Genomic DNA, 21,615 nt, shown 5'->3' with positions numbered 1-21,615 from the left:
TCTCGATTAGCGCTTCTTTGCCGCCGCCTGGCGCAAGGCCTTCGCTTCCTGTTTATTGGGAATGTGCGGGCGCGTGGCCAGCTCCCCCTTGACGGCGGCGATGGCGGCGCCGAACAGCTGTTCGGCCTGCTCGACGCTGGCGCCCGCATAGTGCTGCTGGTTGGACTGGGCAGCGCGCAGCCGGCGCAGCAGCGCCAGCAATTGTTTGCCGTGCAGGGCGCGCAAGTCCTGCGCCAGCACTTGCGCGCCCAGCGTGACCTCCACATGCTCGGGGGCGAGCAGGTGCAGCAAGGCCAGGCCTGCGGGCTGTTGCACCGGTGTCAATTTATCCATCCGACCATTGTAAACGGGACCCGGATTACAGGTATTCCCAGATTTCATCGAAGGTTTCACGCGCGAAATCGTTACGCCAGGCTTCCGAGTTCTTTTCACGGCTGACGGCAAACACGGCGCGCCAGGTCTGCTTCGGCGAGCTCGTGTAGGTCGCGGCGATCTTTTGCAGACCCGCCTTGCATTGCTCGACCTTGCAGCCGCTCTTCGCCAGTTGCTGGGCCGCAGGCGCCCAGGCCACCGCTACCTTGACGACCTGGCATTCGAAGCTGACGGCAGCCGTTTGTATGCCGTTTTCCACCGTTACCGGGTCAGCCTTGGTGGCCTGGCACGCGGCGCCATTCTTGGCGGCAATGACGTTTGCCGCCAGCTGTTCGGCGGCCGGCGTCAGTGCCGCGCGCATGGTCGCGGGGAACAGGTCAGCGATCAGTTTGCCCGTTTCCGTTGGGAATTTGGCATCCGCTTCCTTCAAGCCGCTGTACGACGCGTATTCGGCGCTCTGGTGGCCCGCCAGGCGCGTGGGGCGCAGATAGGCGTTGAGCTTGGCGACGCTGGCTTCATCCTGGTTGATGATGGTCTTGATGTACAGATTGGCCACGTCGACGGGCGCCAGTTCCACGGCGGTGTCGGCGGCGAAGGCGGGCTGGGCCAGCGCCACGGTGGCGGCAAAGCTTGCTGCCAGCAAGAAGGTGCGCGATGTTTGTTGTGTTTGATGCATGTATTTTCTCCACGATTCAATGTCAGGCGCCAAAAGATGCTTTACGGCAATTTTGGCGCCCGCATTATATATGGTGAAAGTCATAACGTTGCGCACATTAGGCCTACGCCTTGCTGGCCGCTTCAAGCAAAGCCAGCAGCAGCTCCTTGCGCCGGCCTTGCGCCTTGCGCGCCAGGGTCGCCAGTTTTTCCAGCTTGCCCCAGACGGGATACAGCATGTGCTCGACCAGATAGCCTTCCAGTCCTTGTAGTTGCTGGCAGAACAGTTCCAGTTTCTCCACGTCCTCCAGTTCCGCCTGGATTTTTACCTTTGCGTTATCCGTGCACGCGCGCAGGCAGGCCGCCAGCACGGGAACGGAGTCTGGCGTGACGCCATGCTTTTCAGCAAAGGCGGCCGTGAACTGATCCTGCACGGACTGGTGCTCCTCGTCGACGTTGGTCATGTAGTGCTGCACCAGGGGGAAATAGCGAGCGTCGAGCAGGCCCAGGCCAAACGTGGCGTAGCTGCCTGGCATGCAGTTCTTTTCGCCTTCCGTATCGGCATAAAATTCGAATTGCTCGATGGCGGCGCGCGCATACGCTTCCAGCTGCGGCTGCAAGGCGGGCCAGGCGAGGGCGTTGGCAAAGAAGCGGTGCGTGTCTGACCTGGCCAGGCCTTTCAGGGGAAGATATTCCTTGACCCTGGACTTGAGCTTGATCTGGTAGCTTTTCGGGAAACCGTTGTTCAGCAAATGCGTGATGAACGCCAGCGCCTGCGCATACGCGCCTTCTTCTTCCCGGGCGATGACAATGGTGATGGTGGCAAACACATCATTGGCGCGGCATTCCAGCTGGGCATTTTTCAGGTGGATGGCGTCTGGCGCGAAAGTGCCGCTGCCTTCCTTGAGCATGCGCACGGCCCGTTCGCTGCCCAGTTCGCGGGCGATTTCCAGGAATTTCAGGCCTGTCGATTTGGCGTAGCTCGGTTCGTGGCGCAATATCATCACGGCGCCATATAGCAGCAGGTCGATTGGCTCCAGCGCCTGCGCGTCTGGCGCCGCGCCCGCTTTCAAGCTGTATTCCGCGCTGCGGTAGCTTGATTTCTGCACGTCATAGAACTGCGGCAGGAACTGCTTTTCCGCCCAGGCCGTCACGGCCTGGATGATGTCGCTGCGATGTTCGGCCAGCGCTTGCGGGCGCGACTTGTTCAGTTGTTCGATGCGCTCGAATAGCGCGATCGTCCGGGCGATATCGGGCTGCGGAAACAGCTGGGGATCGAGCAGGTGGCGCGCGAGGAAGAAGGTTTCCAGCTTTTTCGTCGGCCGGTTGCCGTGCTCGAGTTTTTGCGTGACGTAGCTGTGTATGCGCTCGAGCAAGGTTGTGCGTTTGCCTTCGTTGACATAATCGAGCAGGTTCAGGTGCAGCATGCCCTGTGCCGTCTGGAATTTGCCGCGAAAGCTGAAGCGGTAGTCGATCAGGGGGGTGTCGGCCAGTGTCTCCAGCTTCGCTTGCACCATGGCAAGCAACTGGGGTGCGATGCTGTCGCGCACGACGGCTTCGTCCAGGCGCGATGGCGTCCTCGGTGCGAATTCCTCGGCATCGGCCAGCTGGAAATCGTCGGCCGTGGTGCGGCCGGGTTTGTAGTCGAGCAAGAAATCATTAAAGATGCCCATCTGCAGGGTGGTCCGATTCACGGCGCTTTCCAGATCGGTGCGCTTCAGGCGTTCGACAAACCACGCTTCCACGGCCGCCATCATTTCCGCCGTTGCCTGTTCTTGCAGTGTGCTCATCCTCTCATGCCTTTCGGTAGTTGTTGTCCTGGCGGCGCCGTTGCGTCCCGCGGAGGCAGTATAAGTGATGCTGCCTTTCGCCATGGTTTCAGGCGTGCCAGGCTGATTCTTTCTACAGGCTTATCTTCCGCATAATGTTGCCTTGCAATGTATTGGTATTTCCGCACAGATCGTCAAGTAAATGCAGGTATGGCTGGACGGAAATGTTACATCTGGGTATTCTGCGCATGATACTTATTTCTATACAGAAAAAGGTAAGAGGGCGGTTCGGGCCAGCGGCAACGCGGCGCGCGGCGCCACGCAAGGTCAGGCATGCAAAGGTGAAGTCGTCCGCTTGCTGAGCGAAACGGTCAAGTTTCGGCTCGCGGCGGGCAGGGAACAGTGCTGTCATCTTTAAAATAGTAGGAGAGGTTGCTCATGGATGCAGAAAAGGATGTTGTGTACGGTACAGAAGATTTGTTGATGAGTTTGTGCAACTCGGTAGTTCGGGTGCTCAACGTTGCAACGCAAAGTAAAGTCAATTATTCGGGCATGGTGCAGCGCATCACCAAGACGGGCTTGAAGCCGGACATCGGCTGTTTCGTCATGTTCGATGGTGGTTTCACAGGCCTGGTGGTGCTCAATTTTGCCGCCGATACGGCGATGGAAATCTACGAGCGCTACATGTTGCACATGGGCATGCCGAAGTCGGAGCTGGCCAGTTTCTACACGTCGGACGAAGTGTCGAACATCATGGGCGAGCTGATGAACCAGATCGTGGGCGACTTCACGGGCAAGGTGCGGCGCGAGCTGCAAACGAACATCACCCAGAGCCAGCCAAAGATGTTGGTGCTGAACAAGCAGGTGATGCTCAGCGTCGACACGCCGCTGGACCGCCCGGAAATGCGCCGCGTCACGTTCTATACGGAAAAGAACAATATTTTCTATCTGGAACTGGCGATCGACCGTACCGAGTTCATCAAGCTGCACGATTTCGATTCGCGCGAAGTCGACGCCGACTCGCTGATGGATGGCGAATTCGCGAACCGCGAACGCGACGCCGCTCCGGCGCCTGCAGCGGAACCGGAAGACGACGACAACGCCGACCTGCTCAAGTCGCTGGGCATGTAAGCAGCGGTTGTTGACCGTGCTTGATAGTGGCTGGTGGCAGGTTTGCCGTCAGCCATTGTCGTTTATATGCCTACAAGGCCTTGCTCATGAATACCCGGCTCGTGCCTTCCGGGCTGCAGGCGATGTCGCCGAAGCGGCGCCAGCCGCGCCGTTCGTAAAATTCGGGCGCCTGGAAACTGATGGTGTACAGTACCGCCGAAGCGCAGCCGCGCCGGCGTCCTTCCTCTTCGAACTGCGCCAGTATCTGGCTGCCCAGTCCCAGCCCCCGCAAGGCGGCGGGCAAATAAAACAAATCGAGAAACAGCAGGCCCAGCGAAGTCCGGCCCATGGCACCGCCCAGCACCCGCTGGCTGTCGCGGTCGCGCACGACCACGCTCAATACCTGTCTGTCGCTATAGCCGGTGATGGCATCGTTATAGGCGTTCAAGCCTTCGAGGATGGTTTGTTCGGCCTCTGCGTCGATCGTGGCGCTGACGCAGATGGTGTAGGATAAGTCGATGGGCGTGTGTGTTGGCATGCTCGGCAGGGTGAGAGTAAATAACTGTATGAATATACAGTATTTTACCTGTTTTTGTCTGTCTTATTGCGGCAATATCAATGTTTCCATCCTACGCATGCCGACCATGCCGCTTTGCTGGCTGTCATCGAGCGACCAGTACTCGAGCGCATACGCATAGCTGCCATCGACGATGGTCAGCGATTCCTTCTGGCGTCCGTTGGGTGCCTTGTAATACAGGCGCCGCGCCGGCCTGCCATCGACCGTGTGCTTGAACGACTGCGGCGAAATGCTGGCGCGCTTGCCCGCCTTGCCGGCCATCGACATGGCCGTGATCGTCACATAGGCCCTGTCCGGGCAGCGGGCCAGCAGGTGCGCGCCGCTCAGGACAGTCGCTTGCGCTGGTTCCAGCGGGAAACCGAACGGCTGCATGCCGACGATATCGTGGCACCCCATCTGCTGCGCCAGGGTGCTCAGCACGGCCGGATCGAGCGCGCTGGTATAGTGTTTTTCAGCGGCCTGCGCCTGCCCCAGCGCCAGGCGGCGCTCCAGTTCAGCCAGCGAAATGTCGCTGGGCACGGGCAGCGGCGCGGGGGCGTCGGGATCGGCGGCCGCGGACGTTTCCGCCTGCATGCGCGCGGCGACAGAGTGGCTGCTCCCGGCTGTGCCATCGAGGGCGTGGGCGAGTGATGTGGCGCTGGCAATGGCCATGGCCAGCGAAAAGGCCGTGTGTTTCAGCATGAAATTTCCCGGTTAACGTGCGGCCATCGCCGACGCAATCTCGATCGAACTGAGTTTCCAGCCCCACACGCCATGGCGCAGCAGGACCAGCGCGCCGTCCTGCGCATTACCGTCTTTTGCACGCACGACAAAGGTGTTCACGCCGGCATAGCCTGCCGAATACTCGGCCTTTTTCTGCGCGCCATCGGCGGGCGCGTCCGCGTCCGCGTTCGCATTCGCTTGCGGGCTGACGGCGCTCTTGTTCACCAGCGCGACGACACCTGCGGGCGAGACCATGGTGTCGACCATCTTGCCCAGCATAGCGCTGGCGATCGACTGGCCCAGCGCGGCCAGCGGGTTGCCGCTGCCGGCTGTCGCTTCGATGCTGCGCGCCATGCTGGCTTCCAGCTGCGTCTTGACGCTGGCGCGCAGGGCGGGGAAGTCCACGTGTGCGGCCAGGGCTTCGGCGTTGCGCTCGGCCAGCGCGGTCTTGATCTGGTGCAAGGCGTAGTACGGCGAAGCGTAGACGGTGGCGGCGAGGGCAATGATGGCCGCAGCGGCGGCAATGGTAGTTTTTTTCAAGTGATGCCTGTGAGTCCGGTAGGGTTGGGATGCGCCCGCACAATACCAATGCCTGGTGGCGGGCGAGCACGCAGCCTAACTGCTAAATACGGACAAGGCAATCATGATGCATGGATAATTTTCAGGGGCAGGCACCGATGTGGATTGCTGCGTCGATGCCTTGCCGAAAAAACGGAGGTTGGAACGGGACGACATACTTTGTGCCGTAGCGGGACTTGCGTTCCAGGGAGCCGAACCGGAGCACGCCTGCAGCGCGATAGTGCCGCGCTGCAGTGGAGGACCTATGGCGATATTTCACAGGTCCGACGTTGCGTTCCCCTCGGGAATGACCAGTACAAAATCGTAGCCCTGAATCATGCCTTGGACACTGCTGTCTCCATTCGCCAGGGATTTGGCCGATCCCAGCAAGGGGCGCACGTCGAACAATGACCAGTCCTTATGCTCTTTCGCCGCGGCAAAGAAGGGTAATACGCCAGCCATGGAGGACTTGGTATCGACTTTTTCGATTTCTGTGATGGCCGACGCGCGCCCAATGCCGGCAAATTGCGCCTGCTTGCCTTTGGATGCCAGCACCAACACATGCAGCGATTTTTGTCCGTGGCCTTCCGCATATTCAGCCAGATAATTGCCGATCTCACGGCTACCGGCACCAAGCGGGTTATAGCCTCGGAATACATGCACTGCACCGGCTTTCAGCAACATGCGCTGTGCAGGCGCAAGCGTCAAATGGCTGGTCACATACTGCTTCATCAGCCTGGCACGCTGTATATTCGACGAATATCCTTGTCCCGGCGTCATGTTTTTGGTGTATATGCTGCGGCTTTCAAGCAATGAATTCAACATCGCCAAGGCGGGCATTTCCTTGGGTGTCGTGAGCAGCTTCTGTAATGCGACTAATTCTTCTTCTTTGATTTTTACCATGAAAAGCTCACGCGGGTCTCCGCTCTCCGATGCTCGGCGATAGTCGTCGCTTTCAAGCTTGCGGAAGGCCTCGACTTTTGATTTCGCCAAAGGACCAAGCGGTTGTTCAGCCATTTGGTCGAGCAAATATTTCGAAGCGCCCATGAGCTCCTGATCCATTCCCACTAAATGGAACGATGGTCCGGCAGCTTTGGCGATACGGGCCAGGAATTGCGCCTCAGCTTGCCACTTGTAAAAAGCAGTAGCGACCGGATATGCCTTATTAAATGCTGCTATGCCAGCGACGCCAGTATCGGCTTTCAATGTTTTTTCCAAAGCATCAGCAACCGTCGGCCCGTTTTCGATAATAAGCGTCGTAAATCCTTGATTTGCCAATTCTTCAAAATACGCCGCCGAAAAATGCGCAATTTCTGCAATGCCATGGTCTTCGCCGATGAGGACGAATTGGCTTTCCAGGCCCGCGTTTATCAATGTTGCCGCGCCGGTACCAACCATCTTTCCATGATCGATTGCGATAGTCGTGCGAAGGGCGGCCAGGCGGTCTGGCAAAGATAGCGGCGTATCCGCCGACAATACAGGTATGGCCAAGCTGGCCAATATGCTAAAAATAATCAAGGAATGAGGTTTTCGCATTATTTTTCTCAAAAGGGTGTTCTGGTCGGCGATTTCAGTCGCGGTGTATTTGGTAGCAGGATTTAACGCCTCCAGTTGACCTTGAAGGATACTTCCTCTTATAAATTTTATATATTGCGGCATGGAGAAACTCGGCAATCCTACGGTAAATCAGGGGGCGCGACAACTATCCGGATACAGGCGGTATTAATGATTTTCTGTAATCGGTCATTAGCACGGCGCTGCCGCCATCAAGGCAACACTATGACCGCAGTAAAGCGCAACAAGCGGGCCAAGCCCGGCCCCAAGCTGCTGAAACTGGCCAACTGCCAGAAACCCGCGGACCTGAGCGGTGAAAACGGCCGGCTCAGGCAGCCCACCAGGATAGTGGTTCATGGTGGTTGCTGTATAATGGGAGAAAAGTACCTAACTACCTGTTTTCACTGGATAAAGACCTCACTAATGCTTTCTACAGCAAATATTACGATGCAGTTTGGCGCCAAGCCATTGTTTGAGAATATCTCCGTCAAGTTCGGCGACGGCAACCGCTACGGTTTGATCGGCGCGAACGGCTGCGGCAAGTCGACGTTCATGAAGATCCTGGGCGGCGATCTGGATCCGTCGGGCGGCAATGTCATGCTCGATACCAACGAGCGCCTGGGCAAGCTGCGCCAGGATCAGTTTGCGTTTGAAGACATGCGCGTCCTCGACGTCGTCATGATGGGCCACACGGAAATGTGGGCCGCCATCCAGCAACGCGACGCGATCTACGCGAACCCGGAAGCGACGGACGACGACTACATGCAGGCGGCCGATCTGGAAGGCAAAGTCTCCGAATACGACGGCTACACGGCTGAATCGCGCGCCGGCGAACTGCTGCTGGGTGCCGGTGTCGCCATCGACCTGCATCAAGGCCCGATGAGCAATGTCTCGCCAGGCTGGAAGCTGCGCGTGCTGCTGGCGCAGGCGCTGTTCTCGAACCCGGACATCCTGCTGCTCGACGAGCCGACGAATAACCTGGACATCAACACGATTCGCTGGCTGGAAGACGTGCTCAACGAGCGCAACTCCACCATGATCATCATTTCCCATGATCGCCACTTCCTGAACCAGGTCTGCACCCACGTGGCCGACATGGACTACGGCACCCTGAAGATTTACCCAGGCAACTACGACGAATACATGTTCGCCTCGACCCAGGCGCGCAACCAGCAACTGGCCAACAACGCGAAAGCGAAAGACAAGGTTGCCGAGCTGCAGGAATTCGTGCGCCGCTTCGCCGCGAACAAGTCGAAGGCCCGCCAGGCCACGTCGCGCGCCAAGCAGATCGAAAAGATCAAGGTCGACGACATCAAGCCATCGTCGCGCGCCTATCCGTTCGTGCGTTTCGACGGCGAGAAGAAATTGCACCGCCTGGCCGTGGAAGTCGAGAACATCTCGAAAGGCTTTGACCGCCAGCTGTTCAAGAACTTCAGCATCATGGTCGAGGCAGGCGAGCGCATCGCCATCATCGGCGCCAACGGCGCCGGCAAGACCACCATGTTGCGCTGCATCGCGGGCGAGATTGCCGGCTTGCAGCCCGACCAGGGCCGCGTGAAGTGGGCGGAAAATGCCAATGTTGGCTACATGCCGCAAGATCCGACGGAAGATTTCGCCAAGGACACGAACCTGACCGACTGGATCGGCCAATGGACGAAAGAGGGCGACGACGACCAGGCCGTGCGCTCCATCCTGGGCCGCTTGCTGTTCGGCGGCGACGATGTGAAAAAGGCCGTGAAAGTACTGTCCGGTGGTGAAAAAGGCCGCATGATGTACGGCAAGCTGATGCTGGGCCGCCACAACGTGCTGATGCTCGATGAGCCGACCAACCACATGGACATGGAATCGATCGAATCGCTGAACATCGCGCTGGAAAAATATGCGGGCACCCTGATCTTCGTGTCGCATGACCGCGAATTCGTCTCCTCGCTGGCGAACCGCATCATCGAGATCAAGGAAGATGAAGTGGTCGATTACCGCGGCAACTACGAGGATTACCTCAGAAGCCAAGGTATTGATTAAACACCTGATCAAACCTACTGCGCGTCGCGCTTTGCGGCCTGTGATGCTCACCGTACTTTTGTACGGTTGCGCTTCTCGGCCACAAATCGCTGCCGCTCGCTACGGTTTTATCAGGCGTTTGGAAAGCCGGTGGGGTACTCTGGTACCACCCACACCGACGCGCCGCGGTCCTTTCGTTCCGGCGCACCTGCTTTATTGCAATCGTGCCGGTCTATCCCGTTTTTGTTTGACACAGCCATGCAAACTTTAGCCATCAAATCCGTCGAGTACGAACATCCACAAGACGGAGCCAGCTGCACTGCCCACGCCTGGGCACGCACGCCAGCGACGCCTTCCCCGGCTGAAAAAGCCGAACTGATCACGCGCATCAAGCGCCTGCTGATCGAGCGCGAAGCCGTGCTCGTTGCCCACTACTACGTTGATGCTGATCTGCAAGACCTGGCGGAAGCCACGGGCGGCTGCGTCTCCGATTCCCTGGAAATGGCCCGCTTCGGGCGCGACCATCCGGCCAAGACCCTGGTCGTGGCCGGCGTGCGCTTCATGGGCGAAACGGCAAAGATCCTCAGTCCCGAGAAAACCGTGTTGATGCCCGACCTCGACGCGACCTGTTCGCTCGACCTCGGCTGCCCGGTGGATGAATTCACGGCCTTCTGCGACGCCCACCCTGACCGCACGGTTGTCGTCTACGCCAACACCAGCGCGGCCGTCAAAGCGCGCGCGGACTGGATGGTGACCTCGTCCATCGGCCTCGATATCGTGGCCCATTTGCATGCGCAGGGCAAGAAAATCCTGTGGGCACCGGACAAGCACCTGGGCGGGTATATTCAGAAGGAAACGGGCGCCGACATGCTGCTGTGGCAGGGCTCCTGTCTCGTGCATGACGAATTCAAGGGCATCGAACTCGACCTGCTCAAGGAAGAGTATCCGCAAGCGAAGGTGCTCGTGCATCCGGAGTCGCCCGCGAATGTGGTGGCGCTGGCCGACATGGTGGGTTCCACGTCGCAAATGATTGCGGCAGCGCAAACCATGGACACGGACACGTTCATTGTCGCCACCGACAACGGCATCCTGCACAAGATGCGTGCGGCCGCGCCAGGCAAGCGTTTCATCGAAGCGCCCACGGCCGGCAACAGCGCCACCTGCAAGAGTTGCGCGCACTGCCCGTGGATGGCCATGAACGGTTTGCTGAACCTGGCGGAAACGCTGGAAAACATGCACAACGAAATCCACGTCGATCCCGCCGTCGGCCAGCTGGCCGTGCGCTCGATCAATCGCATGCTCGACTTCGCCGCCGCCAAGAAGGCAGGCCTCAAGCCGGGCGCGGATCTGGCAAAAGAAACCACATTGTTCCAAGGAATCGGTCCAGCATGAGTACCCTCGTTAATTCTTTCGCTCCTTTCGATCCGGCCCTGGCGCGTGCGTTCGAAGGTAATTTGCTGGCCGCCTTGCTGGAAGACGTGGGTCAATGCGACCTGACGGGCGAGCTGGTGCCGCCTGACCATATCGTCACGGCCCGTGTCATCGTGCGCGAAGCGGCCGTGCTGTGCGGCGCGCCGTGGTTCGAAGGCATCATGAAAAGCCTGGACCGCAGCATCGATATTGCCTGGCATTACGCCGAAGGCGACATGATGGCGGCCGACAGCGTCGTTTGCACGATCGAGGCGCCGGCGCGCGCCTTGCTCACGGCCGAGCGCAGCGCCCTCAATTTCCTGCAACTGCTGTCGGCGGTCGCCACGGCCACGCGCCAGTATGTCGATGTGGTCGCCGGCACCAAGGCGTCCATTTTAGATACGCGCAAGACCTTGCCTGGCCTGCGCCTGGCACAAAAGTATGCGGTGCGCGTGGGTGGCGGCAAGAACCAGCGCCTGGCCCTGTATGACGGCATCCTGATCAAGGAAAACCACATCGCGGCCGCGGGCGGCGTCAGCCAGGCCCTGGAAAACGCACGCAACCTCGACGCGGGCGTGCCCGTGCAAATCGAGGTGGAAACCCTGGTGCAATTGCAGGAAGCGCTGGATGCGGGCGCCGTCTCCGTCTTGCTCGATAACTTCAGCAACGACATGATGCGCGAGGCCGTGGCCGTTACCAAAGGCCGCGCCTTGCTGGAAGCGTCCGGCGGCATCAATGTCGACACCGTGCGCGCCATTGCCGAAACGGGCGTGGACCGCATCTCGATCGGCAGCCTGACCAAGGATGTGCGGGCCACCGATTACTCCTTGCGCATCGTCGGCTGATGAGCAGAGCAGGGCGGCGCCTGCTGGCCCTGGCGCTGCTGTGGTCTGCGCTGCTTGTACCATCGCAGGCGCCAGCGCGGGAACTGCTGGCCGTGGGCGCGCAGTTCGAGCGCGTGTTCGAGTATCAAAACAGCGGTGAATATGGCGGCCTGGGCGCGGAACTGCTGCGGCTGATGGCGGCGCGCACGGGCAATACCGTGCGTTTTCGCATGGTGCCATGGGCGCGCGCGCAAGCCATGCTGGTGCAGGGCCAGGCCGATATCCTGATCGGCCCCTACAAGACGCCCGAGCGCATTGCCAGCATGGCGTTTTCCGACAAGCCGTTCTACCAGGACCAGATGGTCTTCTATACGCGCCAGGACGCCAGCTTCGGCTGGGATGGTGACTACGCGGTGCTGAAGAGCCGCCGGGTGGTGCTGCTCAACGGCTGGGCCTATGGCGCGGACTGGGAGCGCGTGCGGCCCGGCTTGCAGGTCAGCGTGGCCAACAATGTGGAAAATGGCTTGAAGATGCTGGTGCACAACCACGTCGACGTGTTTGTCAGCAACCGCCGCAATACCGACCCCGTCATTGCCCGCCTGGGCTACGGCCGCCAGGTGAAGCCCTTGCCCAAAGTCATCGAAATACAAAACGGCTATTTCGCCTTCCCCCGCTCGCCCGCTTTCGACAAGCTGCGCCTGCAGTTCGACCAGGAACTGAATAACCTGATCGAGACGGGCGAGCTGAAAAGACTGGGCAAGCGCTACGACGTCAGCGTGCCCTGATGGATGCGCATGCCGGCCCGCGCGGGGCGGCATGCGTGGATTCATTTACAACTGGCGCGCTTCGAACGTATTGCACTGGGCAATCTGGCCGCTTTCGATGCCCTTGGTAAACCAGCGTACGCGCTGTTCCGAGGTGCCGTGCGTAAACGAATCCGGCACGACATGGCCTTGCGACTGGCGCTGCAGCGCATCGTCGCCGATGGCCGTGGCCGCTTTCAGGGCCGCTTCCACGTCGCCCTGTTCCAGGATCTTGCGGTCGGCGTTCGCGTGATATGCCCACACGCCGGCAAAGCAGTCGGCCTGCAATTCCAGGCGCACGGACATGGCGTTGGCCTGGCGCTCCGATTGCGTGCGGCGCGCCTTGTCGACCTTTTCGGACAAGCCCATCAGGTTCTGCACGTGGTGACCCACTTCATGCGCGATCACGTAGGCTTCGGCAAATTCGCCCGAGACCTTGAAGCGCTGCTGCATCAGGTTGAAGAAGTCGAGGTCCAGATAGACTTTCTGGTCGCCGGGGCAGTAGAACGGCCCGCTGGCGCTCTGGCCCGTGCCGCAAGCCGTCGGCGTGCTGCCGGAAAACAGTACCAGCTTGGGTTTCACGTAGCTGCCGCCTTCGGCCTTGAACAGGGCGCCCCACGTGTCTTCCGTATCGGCCAGCACGGTCTTCACGAAGCGGGCCATGTCGTCCGATTCGGGTGGCTGGCGCGCCGGCGCCTGGCTTTGCTGGGTGCTGATCTGGCCGCCACCGCCGCTGAGCAGGTTGAGCAAAGTCAAGGGATTGACGCCCAGCACATACGAGCCGACGAGGGCGATGACGATGGTGCCGATGCCGATCGAGCGCCCGCCGAAACCAAAGCCGCCGCCACCGCCGCTCCCACCGCCGTCTTCGCCACGGCGATCTTCCACATTGTCGCTTTCGCGATTGCCTTCCCATTTCATGATATCTACTCCTGCTGCGATTTGCGATTGATTGGTGACGCCGCAAGATGTCTCTTGCGGTGAATCTTATAATGAATCTTACAATTATCGCAGCAAACCGCGCCGCGACAGGAGCGACAGTGTTACGCTTTGCAACTTTCCAACCACATCACAACAGGTGCACGCATGGCGCTTGCCAACGATACACTCATTTCGCCAACGGCGGTGGTCCAGGCACAACTGGACGCCTATAACGCACACGACGTGCCAGCCTTGCTGGCCATCTATGCCGATGACGCACAGCAATTCCAGCACCCCGACACCTTGCTGGCCACGGGCGGCGCGCAGATCGGCCCCCGTTTCACGGCCCGCTTTGCCTCCAGCCGGCCGCGGGCGCAGTTGCTCAAGCGCATAGCCTGCGGCAAGCTGGTGATCGACCATGAAATCGTCCATGGCGACACGGACGATGGCGTGTCGGCACAGGAACTGGTGGCGACGTATGAAGTGGAGCAGGGCCGCATCCGCCGTGCCTGGTTCAGCTTTGGCGCGTTGACGCGCTTGCGCGTGGCGCTGCCGGCTGATGTGCCTGCCATGAATGCGCTGATCGCCCGTTCCGGCGTGGAACTGAGCGCAGGGTTTTATACGCAGGAACAGGCCGAGGCCGTGACGCGCCACGTGTTCGGCGTCGATACGCAACTCGTTGCCGACCGGACGTATTTCGTCATCGAACGCGATGGCGCCATGCTGGCTTGCGGCGGCTGGAGCCAGCGCGCCACCCTGTATGGCGCCGACCGCGCCAAGAGCGGGCCGGACCCGCTGCTCGATCCGGCCAGCCAGCCGGGCCGCATCCGCGCCTTCTTTGTGGAGCCTGCGGCCGCGCGCCAGGGACTGGGCAGCATGCTGATGCGCCATTGCGAACGGCAGGCCCTGGCCGCCGGTTTTACCGCCCTGGAACTGGCCGCCACCTTGCCCGGCGTGCCGCTGTACCTGGCCAGCGGCTTTGCCGTGACGGAAGAGTTTCATCTGGACTTGCCCGACGACATCAAACTGCCGCTGGCGCGCATGTACAAGCGGCTGTGAATCTCGGTTGTGAAGCTCGGTGGGCCGGCGTTCAGCGCGGCTGGTGCTTCAGCGCTTCGCGGTAGCTGAGCGCCGATAGTTGCTGGCGGTGTGCGTTGGCAAATACCGTCACGGCTTCGGGCGCGTGGCGGGCGTAATCGCGCAAGGCCCAGCCGATGGCCTTGCGGATGAAAAACTCGTCTTCATGCGCCAGCGCGAGGGCCGCGTCAAATAGCCAGCCGGCATCCGTGTCGGCGCGCCAGCCCAACTGGTGCAGCATGGCGATGCGGCGCAGCCAGAAATCGTCATGCCGCAAGGCGCCCGCCATGTGCGCATGGCCGTCGCCGCCGCGCTGGTGCGCCGCCTGCAGCACCTCGCCGATGATGCCCGCCATGCCATCCACGCTGTCCCACCAGGCCCTTTGGCGCGCCAGTGCCAGCAGGGCGGGGAGGTGGCAGACGTCCAGTTGCCGCCGGTGCAGGGCCAGCATGTCGAGCGCCACGTGCTGGTATTCGCGCTGCGGCTGCTGCCACAGCCGTTGCGCATGTTGCAGCAAGGTCCCGGCATCGACGCCCTTCAGGCCCGCCAGCAAGCCCCTGGCGGCCAGCCGCCGCTGCGGCGCTGCCACGCCCAGGAACACAAACTGGCCGCGCATGTAGGCTTGCATGGGCCCCGCACGGCCCGGTTCGGCAACCGCTTCCAGCGCGATTTTTAATTCTTGATGTAGATTCATGGTATCTCCAGGCGTAAAAAAGGCGCTCCGTGGAGCGCCTTTTCATCTTCATCCGATATTACTGGATTTTTGCCTTCTTCATCAGCTCGTCGCGGTAAGCGGCGAGTTTCTTCTGTTGCAGCGATTCGGATACCTGGCCCTTGACTTCTTCCAGTGCCGGCAACTTCGTCGGACGGGTTTCTTCCAGCTTGATCACGTGGAAGCCGAATTGCGATTGCACTGGCGTTTGCGTGACCTGGCCTGGTTTCAGGGCGACCATGGCGTCGGAGAATGGCTTGACGTACGAAGCTGGGCTAGCCCAGTCCAGGTCGCCGCCATTGGCTGCGGAACCGTCTTTCGATACTTTCGCCAGTTCTTCGAACTTGGCGCCGCCTTTCAGCTTGGCGATGATGTCTTTCGCTTCCGCTTCGGTGGCCACCAGGATGTGGCGTGCATGGTATTCCTTGTCGCCCGCTTGCGCCTTGAACTTGTCGTATTCGGCCTTGATTTCAGCGTCCTTGACGGGGTTTTTCTTGACGTAGTCGGCCAGCAGGGCGTTGATGATGATGCTTTGACGGGCATTGTCGATCTGCGACTTGACTTCCGGACGCGTGCCGTAGCCTTGCTTGTCGGCTTCCTGGATCAGCACTTCACGGCCGATCAGGTCTTTCTTGATGGCTTCGCGCAGTTGCGGCGAATCCGCTTGTTTGCCTTGGGCGACGACTTGCTTGACGACCTGGTCGACGCGCGACGACGGGATGGCCTTGCCATTCACGGTGGCCACGTTTTGCGCGAACGCAGGGATCGCTACAACGGCGACCAGGGCTAAGATCAGGCGGGCTGGCTTCAAAATCATGTTCATTCCTAATAAGTATACAAAAACCGATACAAAAGATCGCGACTGCCGTGCAGTGCGCATTCAGGCGCAGAATACACGACCGGCGCCGAAAAGGGCGCCGGGGAGGTCAGTTCTTACTGAACTTTTGCTTTTTTGATCATTTCTTCCTGATACGCTTGCAGTTTCTTTTGCTGCAGCGCTTCGGCGATCTGTGGCTTGACTTCTTCCAGGGTCGGCAGTTTTGCCGCGCGGGTGTCGTCCAGCTTGATCACGTGGAAACCGTTAGGCGTTTGCACCGGGGTGTCGGTGACCTGGCCTTTTTGCAGTTTCACGAAGGCGTCGGAGAAGACTTTCGGGAAGGACGATGGCGCTGCCCAGTCCAGGTCGCCGCCATTGTCGGCCGAACCGGCATCTTTCGATTGCTTGGCCAGGTCTTCGAACTTGGCGCCACCTTTCAGCTTGGCGATGATGTCTTTCGCTTCCGCTTCGGTGCCGACCAGGATGTGGCGCACGTGGTATTCCTTGTCGCCGGTCTGGGCCACGAAGCGGTCGTATTCCGCCTTGATTTCAGCGTCGTTGACAGGGTTCTTTTTCAGGTAGTCGCCGACCAGGGCGTTGATGACGATGGCCTGGCGTGCGTTCTCGATTTGCTGCTTGACGGCTGCATCTTTACCGAAACCTTTGTTTTCCGCTTCTTGCATCAGCACTTCACGGCCGATCAAGTCCTTCTTGATCATTTCGCGCAGTTGCGGCGAATCCGGTTGCTGGCCTTGGGCGACGACTTGCTTGACGACTGCATCAACGCGCGACGATGGGATAGGCTTGCCATTAACAACGGCAACATTTTGCGCAAAAACAGGTACCGCGACAACGGCGAGTAGTGCGATCAGCAAGCGGGCTGGCTTAAAAGTCATTATTAAATCCTGTTAGGGAAAGTTTCGTAAAAAACGCATGGAAAGAAATTGATAACATGGCTCGGGTACGCCAAAACGCCATCCTTACACTACTTCGGACGGCGCCAGGGCCACAATCGCCAATGCATGTATCTCATTATGCATCATATCGTGCACGGAATCATACACCAGTCGATGGCGCATGACGAGCCTGAGCCCCTCAAATTGATTAGAAATAATGCGTAGATTGTAATGGCCTCCGCCGGAGGCTGCGCCGGCATGGCCCCGGTGGCGCGCCGAGTCGTCTTCCAGCACGCATTCCAGAGGGGAAAGTGCCGTTTCCAGGCGGGTACGAATACGCTGCATGCGCGTTTCCGGCGCGGTGTTTTCGGTGGTGGTGCTCATCATGCGTCTTCCTTGATATGTTTGGCCAGGAACAGGGTTTGCGCCACGATGAAGGCAAAGAAGATGCCCGTCGCGCCAAACGCCTTGAAGCTGACCCAGGCAGCCATGTCGCCCTTGTACAGCACGAAGGCGACGAACAGGTTCAGTGCGCCGATGGCGCCAAAGAAAATGATCCATGCGGCCAGCAACTGGTTCCATACGGCATCAGGCAATTGCACCTGCGCTTCCATGGTCTTGCGGATCAGGTTTTTCTTGAAACCCACGTGGGCGATCAGGAGGGCGAGGCCGGACAGCCAGTAGATCAGGGTCGGCTTCCATTTCAGGAAGAAATCGTCATGCAGGTAAATGCTGGCGCCGCCGAACACGACAAAGATGAACAGCGACAGCCACAGCATGCCGTCCACCTTGCGTCCGCGCAGCAGCAGATAGCTGACCTGGCAAGCCGTCGCGACGATGCCGACGAGGGTGGCGAGTATCCACGGCGCCTGGTCGGCTTTGATCAGGCCGCCAGACACGAAGCCGGACAAATATTGCTGCACGAAATCGTGCGTGGCCGCTTCATACATGCCGCCCAGTTTGAAGGCGGCGAAGAAGGCGATCAGGGGGAATAGGTCGAATAGAAATTTCATGGCGAGACTTTACACTGGTCTTATTAGAATCATCTTAGGAATGGCTTAGGAGCAAGGCCCAAGCCATTGCCAGCATCAAGGCTGCGGATCGAAGCGCAAGGAGGCCGAATTGATGCAGTAGCGCAAGCCGGTCGGTGGCGGGCCGTCCGGGAAGACGTGGCCCAGGTGGGCGTCGCAGACGGCGCAGACGATTTCCGTGCGCAGCATGCCGTGGCTGCGGTCGACGATCTCCGTCACGTTGGCCGGGGCGAGGGCCTGGAAATAGCTGGGCCAGCCGCAGCCGGAATCGAACTTCGTATCCGAGGCAAACAGGGGTGTGTTGCAGCAGACGCAGGTATAGATGCCATGTTCATGGTGGTCCCAGAACTTGCCCGTGAACGCGCGTTCCGTGGCTGCGTGGCGCGTGACTTCGTATTGCATCGAGTCGAGCATGGCGCGCCATTCGGCGTCGGTTTTTTTGACTTTATTCGTGGTCATAATGACTCCTCAGGATGAGCAACTGACTTCAAGGTGGCTGGCCCAGTCGGGCGGCAGGGCCGCATAGTGCTGGTGTTCGGGCTGTTCGTCAAATGGCTTTTGCAGTATTTCCAGCAATTTCGCCACTTCCGTGTAATCGTGCTGCTGGGCTTTTTCGATGGCCACTTGCGCCAGGTAGTTGCGCAGCACGTATTTCGGGTTGACCAGGTTCATCGCTGTTTGCCGTTCGGCATCGACGCTGTGCTCTTGCAACAGGCGCGCGCGGTAAGTCGCGGCCCAGGTATCGAAGGCGGGGCGGTCGATGAACAGGTCGCGCAGCACCGTGTCGTGCTCGGGGGCCGCCACTTGCAGAGTCGCAAGAGCGCGGAAGAAGTTCGTGAAATCCACGTGATTGGCTTGCATCAGCGCAAACATGCTGTCGAACAGCGCCGTATCGTCGTCTTGCGCCGAGCGCAAGCCCAGCTTGGCGCGCAGCAAGGCATTCATCTTCTCCGCAAAGGCCGGCTGGTAGCTGTCCAGCGCAGCCTGCGCCAGTTCCACTTCGCCGATCAGCGGCAGCAGGGCCTGGCCCAGCGCATAGCAGTTCCAGTGGCCCACCTGCGGCTGGTTGGCGTAGGAATAGCGGCCCTGCTGGTCAGTATGGTTGCAGATGTGCTCGGCATCAAACGCTTCCATGAAGCCGAAGGGGCCGTAATCGAGCGTCAGGCCCAGGATCGACATATTGTCCGTGTTCATGACGCCATGCATGAAGCCCACGGCTTGCCAGTGCGCAATCATGTGCGCTGTGCGCACGCATACTTCGGCCAGCAAGGCTTGATATGGATTTGATGCAACGCGCAAATGGGGATAAAAACTGTCGATGACGTAATCGGCAAGGATTTTCAGCTCGTCCGGCTGCTTGCGGTAAAACCAGTGTTCGAACGAGCCGAAGCGCACAAAACTGGGCGCCATGCGCGTGACGACGGCGGCAGTCTCGACAGTTTCACGCATGATGCCTTGCTGCGAACCCATGATGGACAGCGCGCGCGAGGTGGGAATGCCCAGCGCCGCCATGGCTTCCGAGCACAGGAATTCGCGGATGGACGAGCGCAGCACGGCGCGTCCGTCGCCCATGCGCGAATACGGCGTGGCACCGGCGCCTTTCAGCTGCAGCTCCATCGGACCGGTTTCTGTGGCGATATCGCCCAGCAGGATGGCGCGGCCATCGCCCAGCTGGCCGGCCCAGACGCCGAACTGGTGGCCCGAATACACGGCCGACAGGGGCAGCGAGCGCTCGGCAACCACATTGCCGCTCAGCAGTTCCACGTAAGCGGACTCGGCCAGGCGCGCGGCGTCGAGGCCGATCAGGCTAGCGGCTGGCGCGCTGGCGGCCACGAAATACGGGGCGGGCAGGGGCGTGGGCATCAAGCGCGTGTAGAACGCGTGCGGCAAGGCCGCAAAGGCGTTATCCAGTGGTAAGGTATGAGCGGTAATGGCAATTCCATTCAAATAAGATGTAGCGGCACGGTGCGCCAGCCTGGAAGGCGATTTTACCGCACGGCGCGAAGGTGCGTGGCGGGCCCGGTAATGGGAGCCAATGCGGCAAAAAACGGAATCAAAAATTCCATGCTGCAATGCAATATCGAAATGCGTTGACGATTTCCGCACGACCGTACGAAACTAAGGAAAATCTTTAAATTCCAACAACAAGCAAGCAGCCAACCCAGGAGACACGATGTCGGCATTCCCCTTGAGTCCAGTGATGGGCCAGATGATGAATCAGCCCCTGCTGATTTCCAGCATTATCGAGTTTGCAGCGCGTCATTATGGAGGCAGCGAAATCATTTCGCGGCGGGTGGAGGGCGATATGCACCGCTACACCTACCGCGATTGCCACCAGCGCGCGCGGCGCCTGGCGAATGCCTTGCATGGCCTCGGCGTCGGCATGGGCGACCGGGTCGCCACGCTGGCCTGGAATGGTTATCGGCACCTGGAAGCCTATTATGCCGTGTCCGGCTCGGGTGCCGTCTTGCACACGATCAATCCGCGCCTGTTTCCCGACCAGATCGCCTACATCTCGAACCATGCGGAAGACCAGGTCTTGCTGTTTGATCTGACCTTTTTGCCCGTGGTGGAGAAAATCGCCGCCGACTGCACCTTCGTGCGCCATTTCGTGCTGATGTGCGACCGCGACCGCATGCCCGCCAGCAGCACGATTCCCGACCTGCTGTGCTATGAAGACTTGATCGCCACGCATTCCGACGATTACGCCTGGCCCTTGTTCGACGAGAATGCGGCCGCCACCCTGTGCTACACGTCGGGCACGACGGGCAACCCCAAGGGCGCCTTGTATTCGCACCGCTCGACCGTGCTGCACGCGTATGCCTCGGCCATGCCCAGCGCCCTCAACGTGCGCGCCTCGGACACCGTGCTGCCCGTCGTGCCCATGTTCCACGTGAATGCCTGGGGCCTGCCGTATTCCGTGCCTCTGTCCGGCGCGCGCATGGTGTTTCCCGGCGCGGCGCTCGATGGCAAGTCGCTGTATGAATTGTTCGAGGCGGAAAAAGTGACGTTCTCGGCCGGCGTGCCCACCGTCTGGCTGGGCCTGCTCAACCACGCCTTGCAGAATAATCTGCAATTTTCCACTTTCCGCCGCACGGTGATCGGCGGCGCGGCGTGTCCGCCGGCCATGATGGATACCCTGATCGACAAGTTCGACGTGGAAGTCATCCACGCCTGGGGCATGACGGAAATGTCGCCGCTTGGCACGGCGGGCGGCTTGCAGACCAAGCACCTGGACTTGCCGAAGGACGAGCAGCGCAAGATCCTGCAAAAACAGGGCCATGCGATTTATGGCGTGGACATGAAGATCGTCGACGACGACGGCAAGGAATTGCCGTGGGATGGCATCAGTTATGGCCATTTGCTGGTGAAAGGACCGTGGATCATTTCCTCGTATTACAAGAACGAGGGTGGCGACGTGTTACAGGATGGCTGGTTCCCCACGGGCGACGTGGCCACCATCGATACGGATGGCTACATGCAAATCACGGACCGCAGCAAGGACGTGATCAAGTCGGGCGGCGAGTGGATCGGCACCATCGACCTGGAAAACCTGGCCATGGCGCACCCGGCCGTGTTGCAGGCGGCCTGCATCGGCGTGTTTCACCCGAAATGGGACGAGCGCCCCGTGCTCGTCGTCGTGCTGCGCTCCGGCATGACGGTGACGCGCGATGCCTTGCTGCAGTTTTTCGAGGGCAAGATCGCCAGGTGGTGGACGCCGGACGACGTGCTGTTCATCGACGCCTTGCCCATGGGCGCCACGGGCAAGATCCAGAAAAACAAGCTGCGCGAGCAGTTCAAGGGGCACCAGCTGCCGGGGATGTAAA

22 protein-coding genes are annotated in these 21,615 nt (G+C 60.0%); 7 read left to right on the top strand and 15 right to left on the bottom strand.

Going from position 1 to position 21,615, the window contains the following annotated elements; all coding sequences use genetic code 11:
- Positions 1–6: 6 nt before the first annotated feature.
- The 3 genes from AC3IQ7_RS16945 to AC3IQ7_RS16935 form a co-directional block, all read right to left on the bottom strand.
- On the bottom strand, positions 7–333 hold the full coding sequence (locus AC3IQ7_RS16945; protein WP_489206744.1) for a hypothetical protein: 327 nt from the start codon (positions 331–333) through the stop codon (positions 7–9).
- A 25-nt stretch (positions 334–358) separates the two neighbouring features.
- Positions 359–1,048 (bottom strand): hypothetical protein, encoded by a 690-nt coding sequence (locus AC3IQ7_RS16940; RefSeq protein WP_099377223.1) that lies wholly within the window; start codon positions 1,046–1,048, stop codon positions 359–361.
- 103 nt (positions 1,049–1,151) lie between these two features.
- Positions 1,152–2,816 (bottom strand): DUF6138 family protein, encoded by a 1,665-nt coding sequence (locus AC3IQ7_RS16935; protein WP_489206743.1) that lies wholly within the window; start codon positions 2,814–2,816, stop codon positions 1,152–1,154.
- A gap of 417 nt (positions 2,817–3,233) precedes the next feature.
- On the opposite strand from AC3IQ7_RS16935, the gene AC3IQ7_RS16930 reads away from it, so the two are divergent.
- Positions 3,234–3,926 (top strand): DUF3334 family protein, encoded by a 693-nt coding sequence (locus AC3IQ7_RS16930; RefSeq protein WP_034784631.1) that lies wholly within the window; start codon positions 3,234–3,236, stop codon positions 3,924–3,926.
- A gap of 70 nt (positions 3,927–3,996) precedes the next feature.
- Here AC3IQ7_RS16930 and AC3IQ7_RS16925 read toward each other — a convergent pair whose 3' ends face one another.
- The 4 genes from AC3IQ7_RS16925 to AC3IQ7_RS16910 form a co-directional block, all read right to left on the bottom strand.
- Positions 3,997–4,443 (bottom strand): GNAT family N-acetyltransferase, encoded by a 447-nt coding sequence (locus tag AC3IQ7_RS16925; RefSeq protein ID WP_489206742.1) that lies wholly within the window; start codon positions 4,441–4,443, stop codon positions 3,997–3,999.
- A gap of 63 nt (positions 4,444–4,506) precedes the next feature.
- Positions 4,507–5,163, bottom strand: a complete 657-nt coding sequence (locus AC3IQ7_RS16920; protein ID WP_489206741.1) for a hypothetical protein — start codon at positions 5,161–5,163, stop codon at positions 4,507–4,509.
- Positions 5,164–5,175: 12 nt separating this feature from the next.
- Positions 5,176–5,724, bottom strand: a complete 549-nt coding sequence (locus AC3IQ7_RS16915; protein WP_099377219.1) for a DUF2939 domain-containing protein — start codon at positions 5,722–5,724, stop codon at positions 5,176–5,178.
- Between the two features lie 294 nt (positions 5,725–6,018).
- Complete coding sequence (locus tag AC3IQ7_RS16910; RefSeq protein WP_099377218.1) at positions 6,019–7,401, bottom strand: TraB/GumN family protein; 1,383 nt, start codon at positions 7,399–7,401, stop codon at positions 6,019–6,021.
- Positions 7,402–7,719: 318 nt separating this feature from the next.
- On the opposite strand from AC3IQ7_RS16910, the gene AC3IQ7_RS16905 reads away from it, so the two are divergent.
- The 4 genes from AC3IQ7_RS16905 to AC3IQ7_RS16890 all read left to right on the top strand — a co-directional run bounded on the left by AC3IQ7_RS16905 (position 7,720) and on the right by AC3IQ7_RS16890 (position 12,316).
- The gene (locus tag AC3IQ7_RS16905) at positions 7,720–9,318 is read left to right on the top strand and encodes an ABC-F family ATPase (protein WP_489206740.1); all 1,599 of its coding nucleotides are present in this window, start codon (positions 7,720–7,722) and stop codon (positions 9,316–9,318) included.
- Between the two features lie 237 nt (positions 9,319–9,555).
- On the top strand, positions 9,556–10,689 hold the full coding sequence (gene nadA / locus AC3IQ7_RS16900) for a quinolinate synthase NadA (RefSeq protein WP_099377557.1): 1,134 nt from the start codon (positions 9,556–9,558) through the stop codon (positions 10,687–10,689).
- The gene (gene nadC / locus AC3IQ7_RS16895; protein WP_489206739.1) at positions 10,686–11,552 is read left to right on the top strand and encodes a carboxylating nicotinate-nucleotide diphosphorylase; all 867 of its coding nucleotides are present in this window, start codon (positions 10,686–10,688) and stop codon (positions 11,550–11,552) included. The genes nadA and nadC overlap by 4 nt, the downstream gene beginning before the upstream one ends.
- Complete coding sequence (locus AC3IQ7_RS16890) at positions 11,552–12,316, top strand: substrate-binding periplasmic protein (protein WP_489206738.1); 765 nt, start codon at positions 11,552–11,554, stop codon at positions 12,314–12,316. Before nadC ends, AC3IQ7_RS16890 begins: the two co-directional genes overlap by 1 nt.
- A 45-nt stretch (positions 12,317–12,361) precedes the next feature.
- Here the strand turns inward: AC3IQ7_RS16890 and ypfJ are convergent, their stop codons facing one another.
- Positions 12,362–13,255 (bottom strand): KPN_02809 family neutral zinc metallopeptidase, encoded by an 894-nt coding sequence (gene ypfJ / locus AC3IQ7_RS16885; RefSeq protein WP_099377214.1) that lies wholly within the window; start codon positions 13,253–13,255, stop codon positions 12,362–12,364.
- Positions 13,256–13,420: 165 nt separating this feature from the next.
- Between ypfJ and AC3IQ7_RS16880 the strand changes: the two genes are divergently transcribed.
- Positions 13,421–14,314: a GNAT family N-acetyltransferase gene (locus AC3IQ7_RS16880; protein ID WP_489206737.1), complete on the top strand. Its 894-nt coding sequence runs from the start codon at positions 13,421–13,423 to the stop codon at positions 14,312–14,314.
- Positions 14,315–14,345: 31 nt separating this feature from the next.
- Here the strand turns inward: AC3IQ7_RS16880 and AC3IQ7_RS16875 are convergent, their stop codons facing one another.
- The 7 genes from AC3IQ7_RS16875 to AC3IQ7_RS16845 form a co-directional block, all read right to left on the bottom strand.
- A complete protein-coding gene (locus AC3IQ7_RS16875; RefSeq protein WP_489206736.1) occupies positions 14,346–15,026 on the bottom strand; it encodes a DNA alkylation repair protein in 681 nt (226 codons plus the stop codon).
- A gap of 58 nt (positions 15,027–15,084) precedes the next feature.
- Positions 15,085–15,861: a peptidylprolyl isomerase gene (locus tag AC3IQ7_RS16870; protein ID WP_099377211.1), complete on the bottom strand. Its 777-nt coding sequence runs from the start codon at positions 15,859–15,861 to the stop codon at positions 15,085–15,087.
- A 116-nt stretch (positions 15,862–15,977) separates the two neighbouring features.
- The gene (locus tag AC3IQ7_RS16865; protein ID WP_322428667.1) at positions 15,978–16,757 is read right to left on the bottom strand and encodes a peptidylprolyl isomerase; all 780 of its coding nucleotides are present in this window, start codon (positions 16,755–16,757) and stop codon (positions 15,978–15,980) included.
- A gap of 84 nt (positions 16,758–16,841) precedes the next feature.
- Positions 16,842–17,144: a BolA family protein gene (locus AC3IQ7_RS16860; protein WP_233516066.1), complete on the bottom strand. Its 303-nt coding sequence runs from the start codon at positions 17,142–17,144 to the stop codon at positions 16,842–16,844.
- Positions 17,141–17,770 (bottom strand): septation protein A, encoded by a 630-nt coding sequence (locus AC3IQ7_RS16855; RefSeq protein WP_046682773.1) that lies wholly within the window; start codon positions 17,768–17,770, stop codon positions 17,141–17,143. The genes AC3IQ7_RS16860 and AC3IQ7_RS16855 overlap by 4 nt, the downstream gene beginning before the upstream one ends.
- A gap of 75 nt (positions 17,771–17,845) precedes the next feature.
- Positions 17,846–18,247 (bottom strand): peptide-methionine (R)-S-oxide reductase MsrB, encoded by a 402-nt coding sequence (gene msrB, locus AC3IQ7_RS16850; RefSeq protein ID WP_489206735.1) that lies wholly within the window; start codon positions 18,245–18,247, stop codon positions 17,846–17,848.
- Between the two features lie 9 nt (positions 18,248–18,256).
- Positions 18,257–19,735, bottom strand: a complete 1,479-nt coding sequence (locus tag AC3IQ7_RS16845; protein ID WP_489206734.1) for a protein adenylyltransferase SelO — start codon at positions 19,733–19,735, stop codon at positions 18,257–18,259.
- 226 nt (positions 19,736–19,961) lie between these two features.
- Between AC3IQ7_RS16845 and AC3IQ7_RS16840 the strand changes: the two genes are divergently transcribed.
- Positions 19,962–21,614: a 3-(methylthio)propionyl-CoA ligase gene (locus tag AC3IQ7_RS16840; RefSeq protein WP_489206733.1), complete on the top strand. Its 1,653-nt coding sequence runs from the start codon at positions 19,962–19,964 to the stop codon at positions 21,612–21,614.
- Position 21,615 lies beyond the last annotated feature (1 nt).

This window comes from Janthinobacterium sp. GL_088 (assembly GCF_057837845.1).
This window is presented reverse-complemented; position numbering and strand designations above follow the sequence as displayed.

Coding starts and splice junctions, on each gene's coding strand:
- AC3IQ7_RS16945 (WP_489206744.1), bottom strand. CDS start 333: ATGGATAAATTGACACCGGTGCAACAGCCCGCAGGCCTGGCCTTGCTG.
- AC3IQ7_RS16940 (WP_099377223.1), bottom strand. CDS start 1,048: ATGCATCAAACACAACAAACATCGCGCACCTTCTTGCTGGCAGCAAGC.
- AC3IQ7_RS16935 (WP_489206743.1), bottom strand. CDS start 2,816: ATGAGCACACTGCAAGAACAGGCAACGGCGGAAATGATGGCGGCCGTG.
- AC3IQ7_RS16930 (WP_034784631.1), top strand. CDS start 3,234: ATGGATGCAGAAAAGGATGTTGTGTACGGTACAGAAGATTTGTTGATG.
- AC3IQ7_RS16925 (WP_489206742.1), bottom strand. CDS start 4,443: ATGCCAACACACACGCCCATCGACTTATCCTACACCATCTGCGTCAGC.
- AC3IQ7_RS16920 (WP_489206741.1), bottom strand. CDS start 5,163: ATGCTGAAACACACGGCCTTTTCGCTGGCCATGGCCATTGCCAGCGCC.
- AC3IQ7_RS16910 (WP_099377218.1), bottom strand. CDS start 7,401: ATGCCGCAATATATAAAATTTATAAGAGGAAGTATCCTTCAAGGTCAA.
- AC3IQ7_RS16905 (WP_489206740.1), top strand. CDS start 7,720: ATGCTTTCTACAGCAAATATTACGATGCAGTTTGGCGCCAAGCCATTG.
- nadA (WP_099377557.1), top strand. CDS start 9,556: ATGCAAACTTTAGCCATCAAATCCGTCGAGTACGAACATCCACAAGAC.
- nadC (WP_489206739.1), top strand. CDS start 10,686: ATGAGTACCCTCGTTAATTCTTTCGCTCCTTTCGATCCGGCCCTGGCG.
- AC3IQ7_RS16890 (WP_489206738.1), top strand. CDS start 11,552: ATGAGCAGAGCAGGGCGGCGCCTGCTGGCCCTGGCGCTGCTGTGGTCT.
- ypfJ (WP_099377214.1), bottom strand. CDS start 13,255: ATGAAATGGGAAGGCAATCGCGAAAGCGACAATGTGGAAGATCGCCGT.
- AC3IQ7_RS16880 (WP_489206737.1), top strand. CDS start 13,421: ATGGCGCTTGCCAACGATACACTCATTTCGCCAACGGCGGTGGTCCAG.
- AC3IQ7_RS16875 (WP_489206736.1), bottom strand. CDS start 15,026: ATGAATCTACATCAAGAATTAAAAATCGCGCTGGAAGCGGTTGCCGAA.
- AC3IQ7_RS16870 (WP_099377211.1), bottom strand. CDS start 15,861: ATGATTTTGAAGCCAGCCCGCCTGATCTTAGCCCTGGTCGCCGTTGTA.
- AC3IQ7_RS16865 (WP_322428667.1), bottom strand. CDS start 16,757: ATGACTTTTAAGCCAGCCCGCTTGCTGATCGCACTACTCGCCGTTGTC.
- AC3IQ7_RS16860 (WP_233516066.1), bottom strand. CDS start 17,144: ATGATGAGCACCACCACCGAAAACACCGCGCCGGAAACGCGCATGCAG.
- AC3IQ7_RS16855 (WP_046682773.1), bottom strand. CDS start 17,770: ATGAAATTTCTATTCGACCTATTCCCCCTGATCGCCTTCTTCGCCGCC.
- msrB (WP_489206735.1), bottom strand. CDS start 18,247: ATGACCACGAATAAAGTCAAAAAAACCGACGCCGAATGGCGCGCCATG.
- AC3IQ7_RS16840 (WP_489206733.1), top strand. CDS start 19,962: ATGTCGGCATTCCCCTTGAGTCCAGTGATGGGCCAGATGATGAATCAG.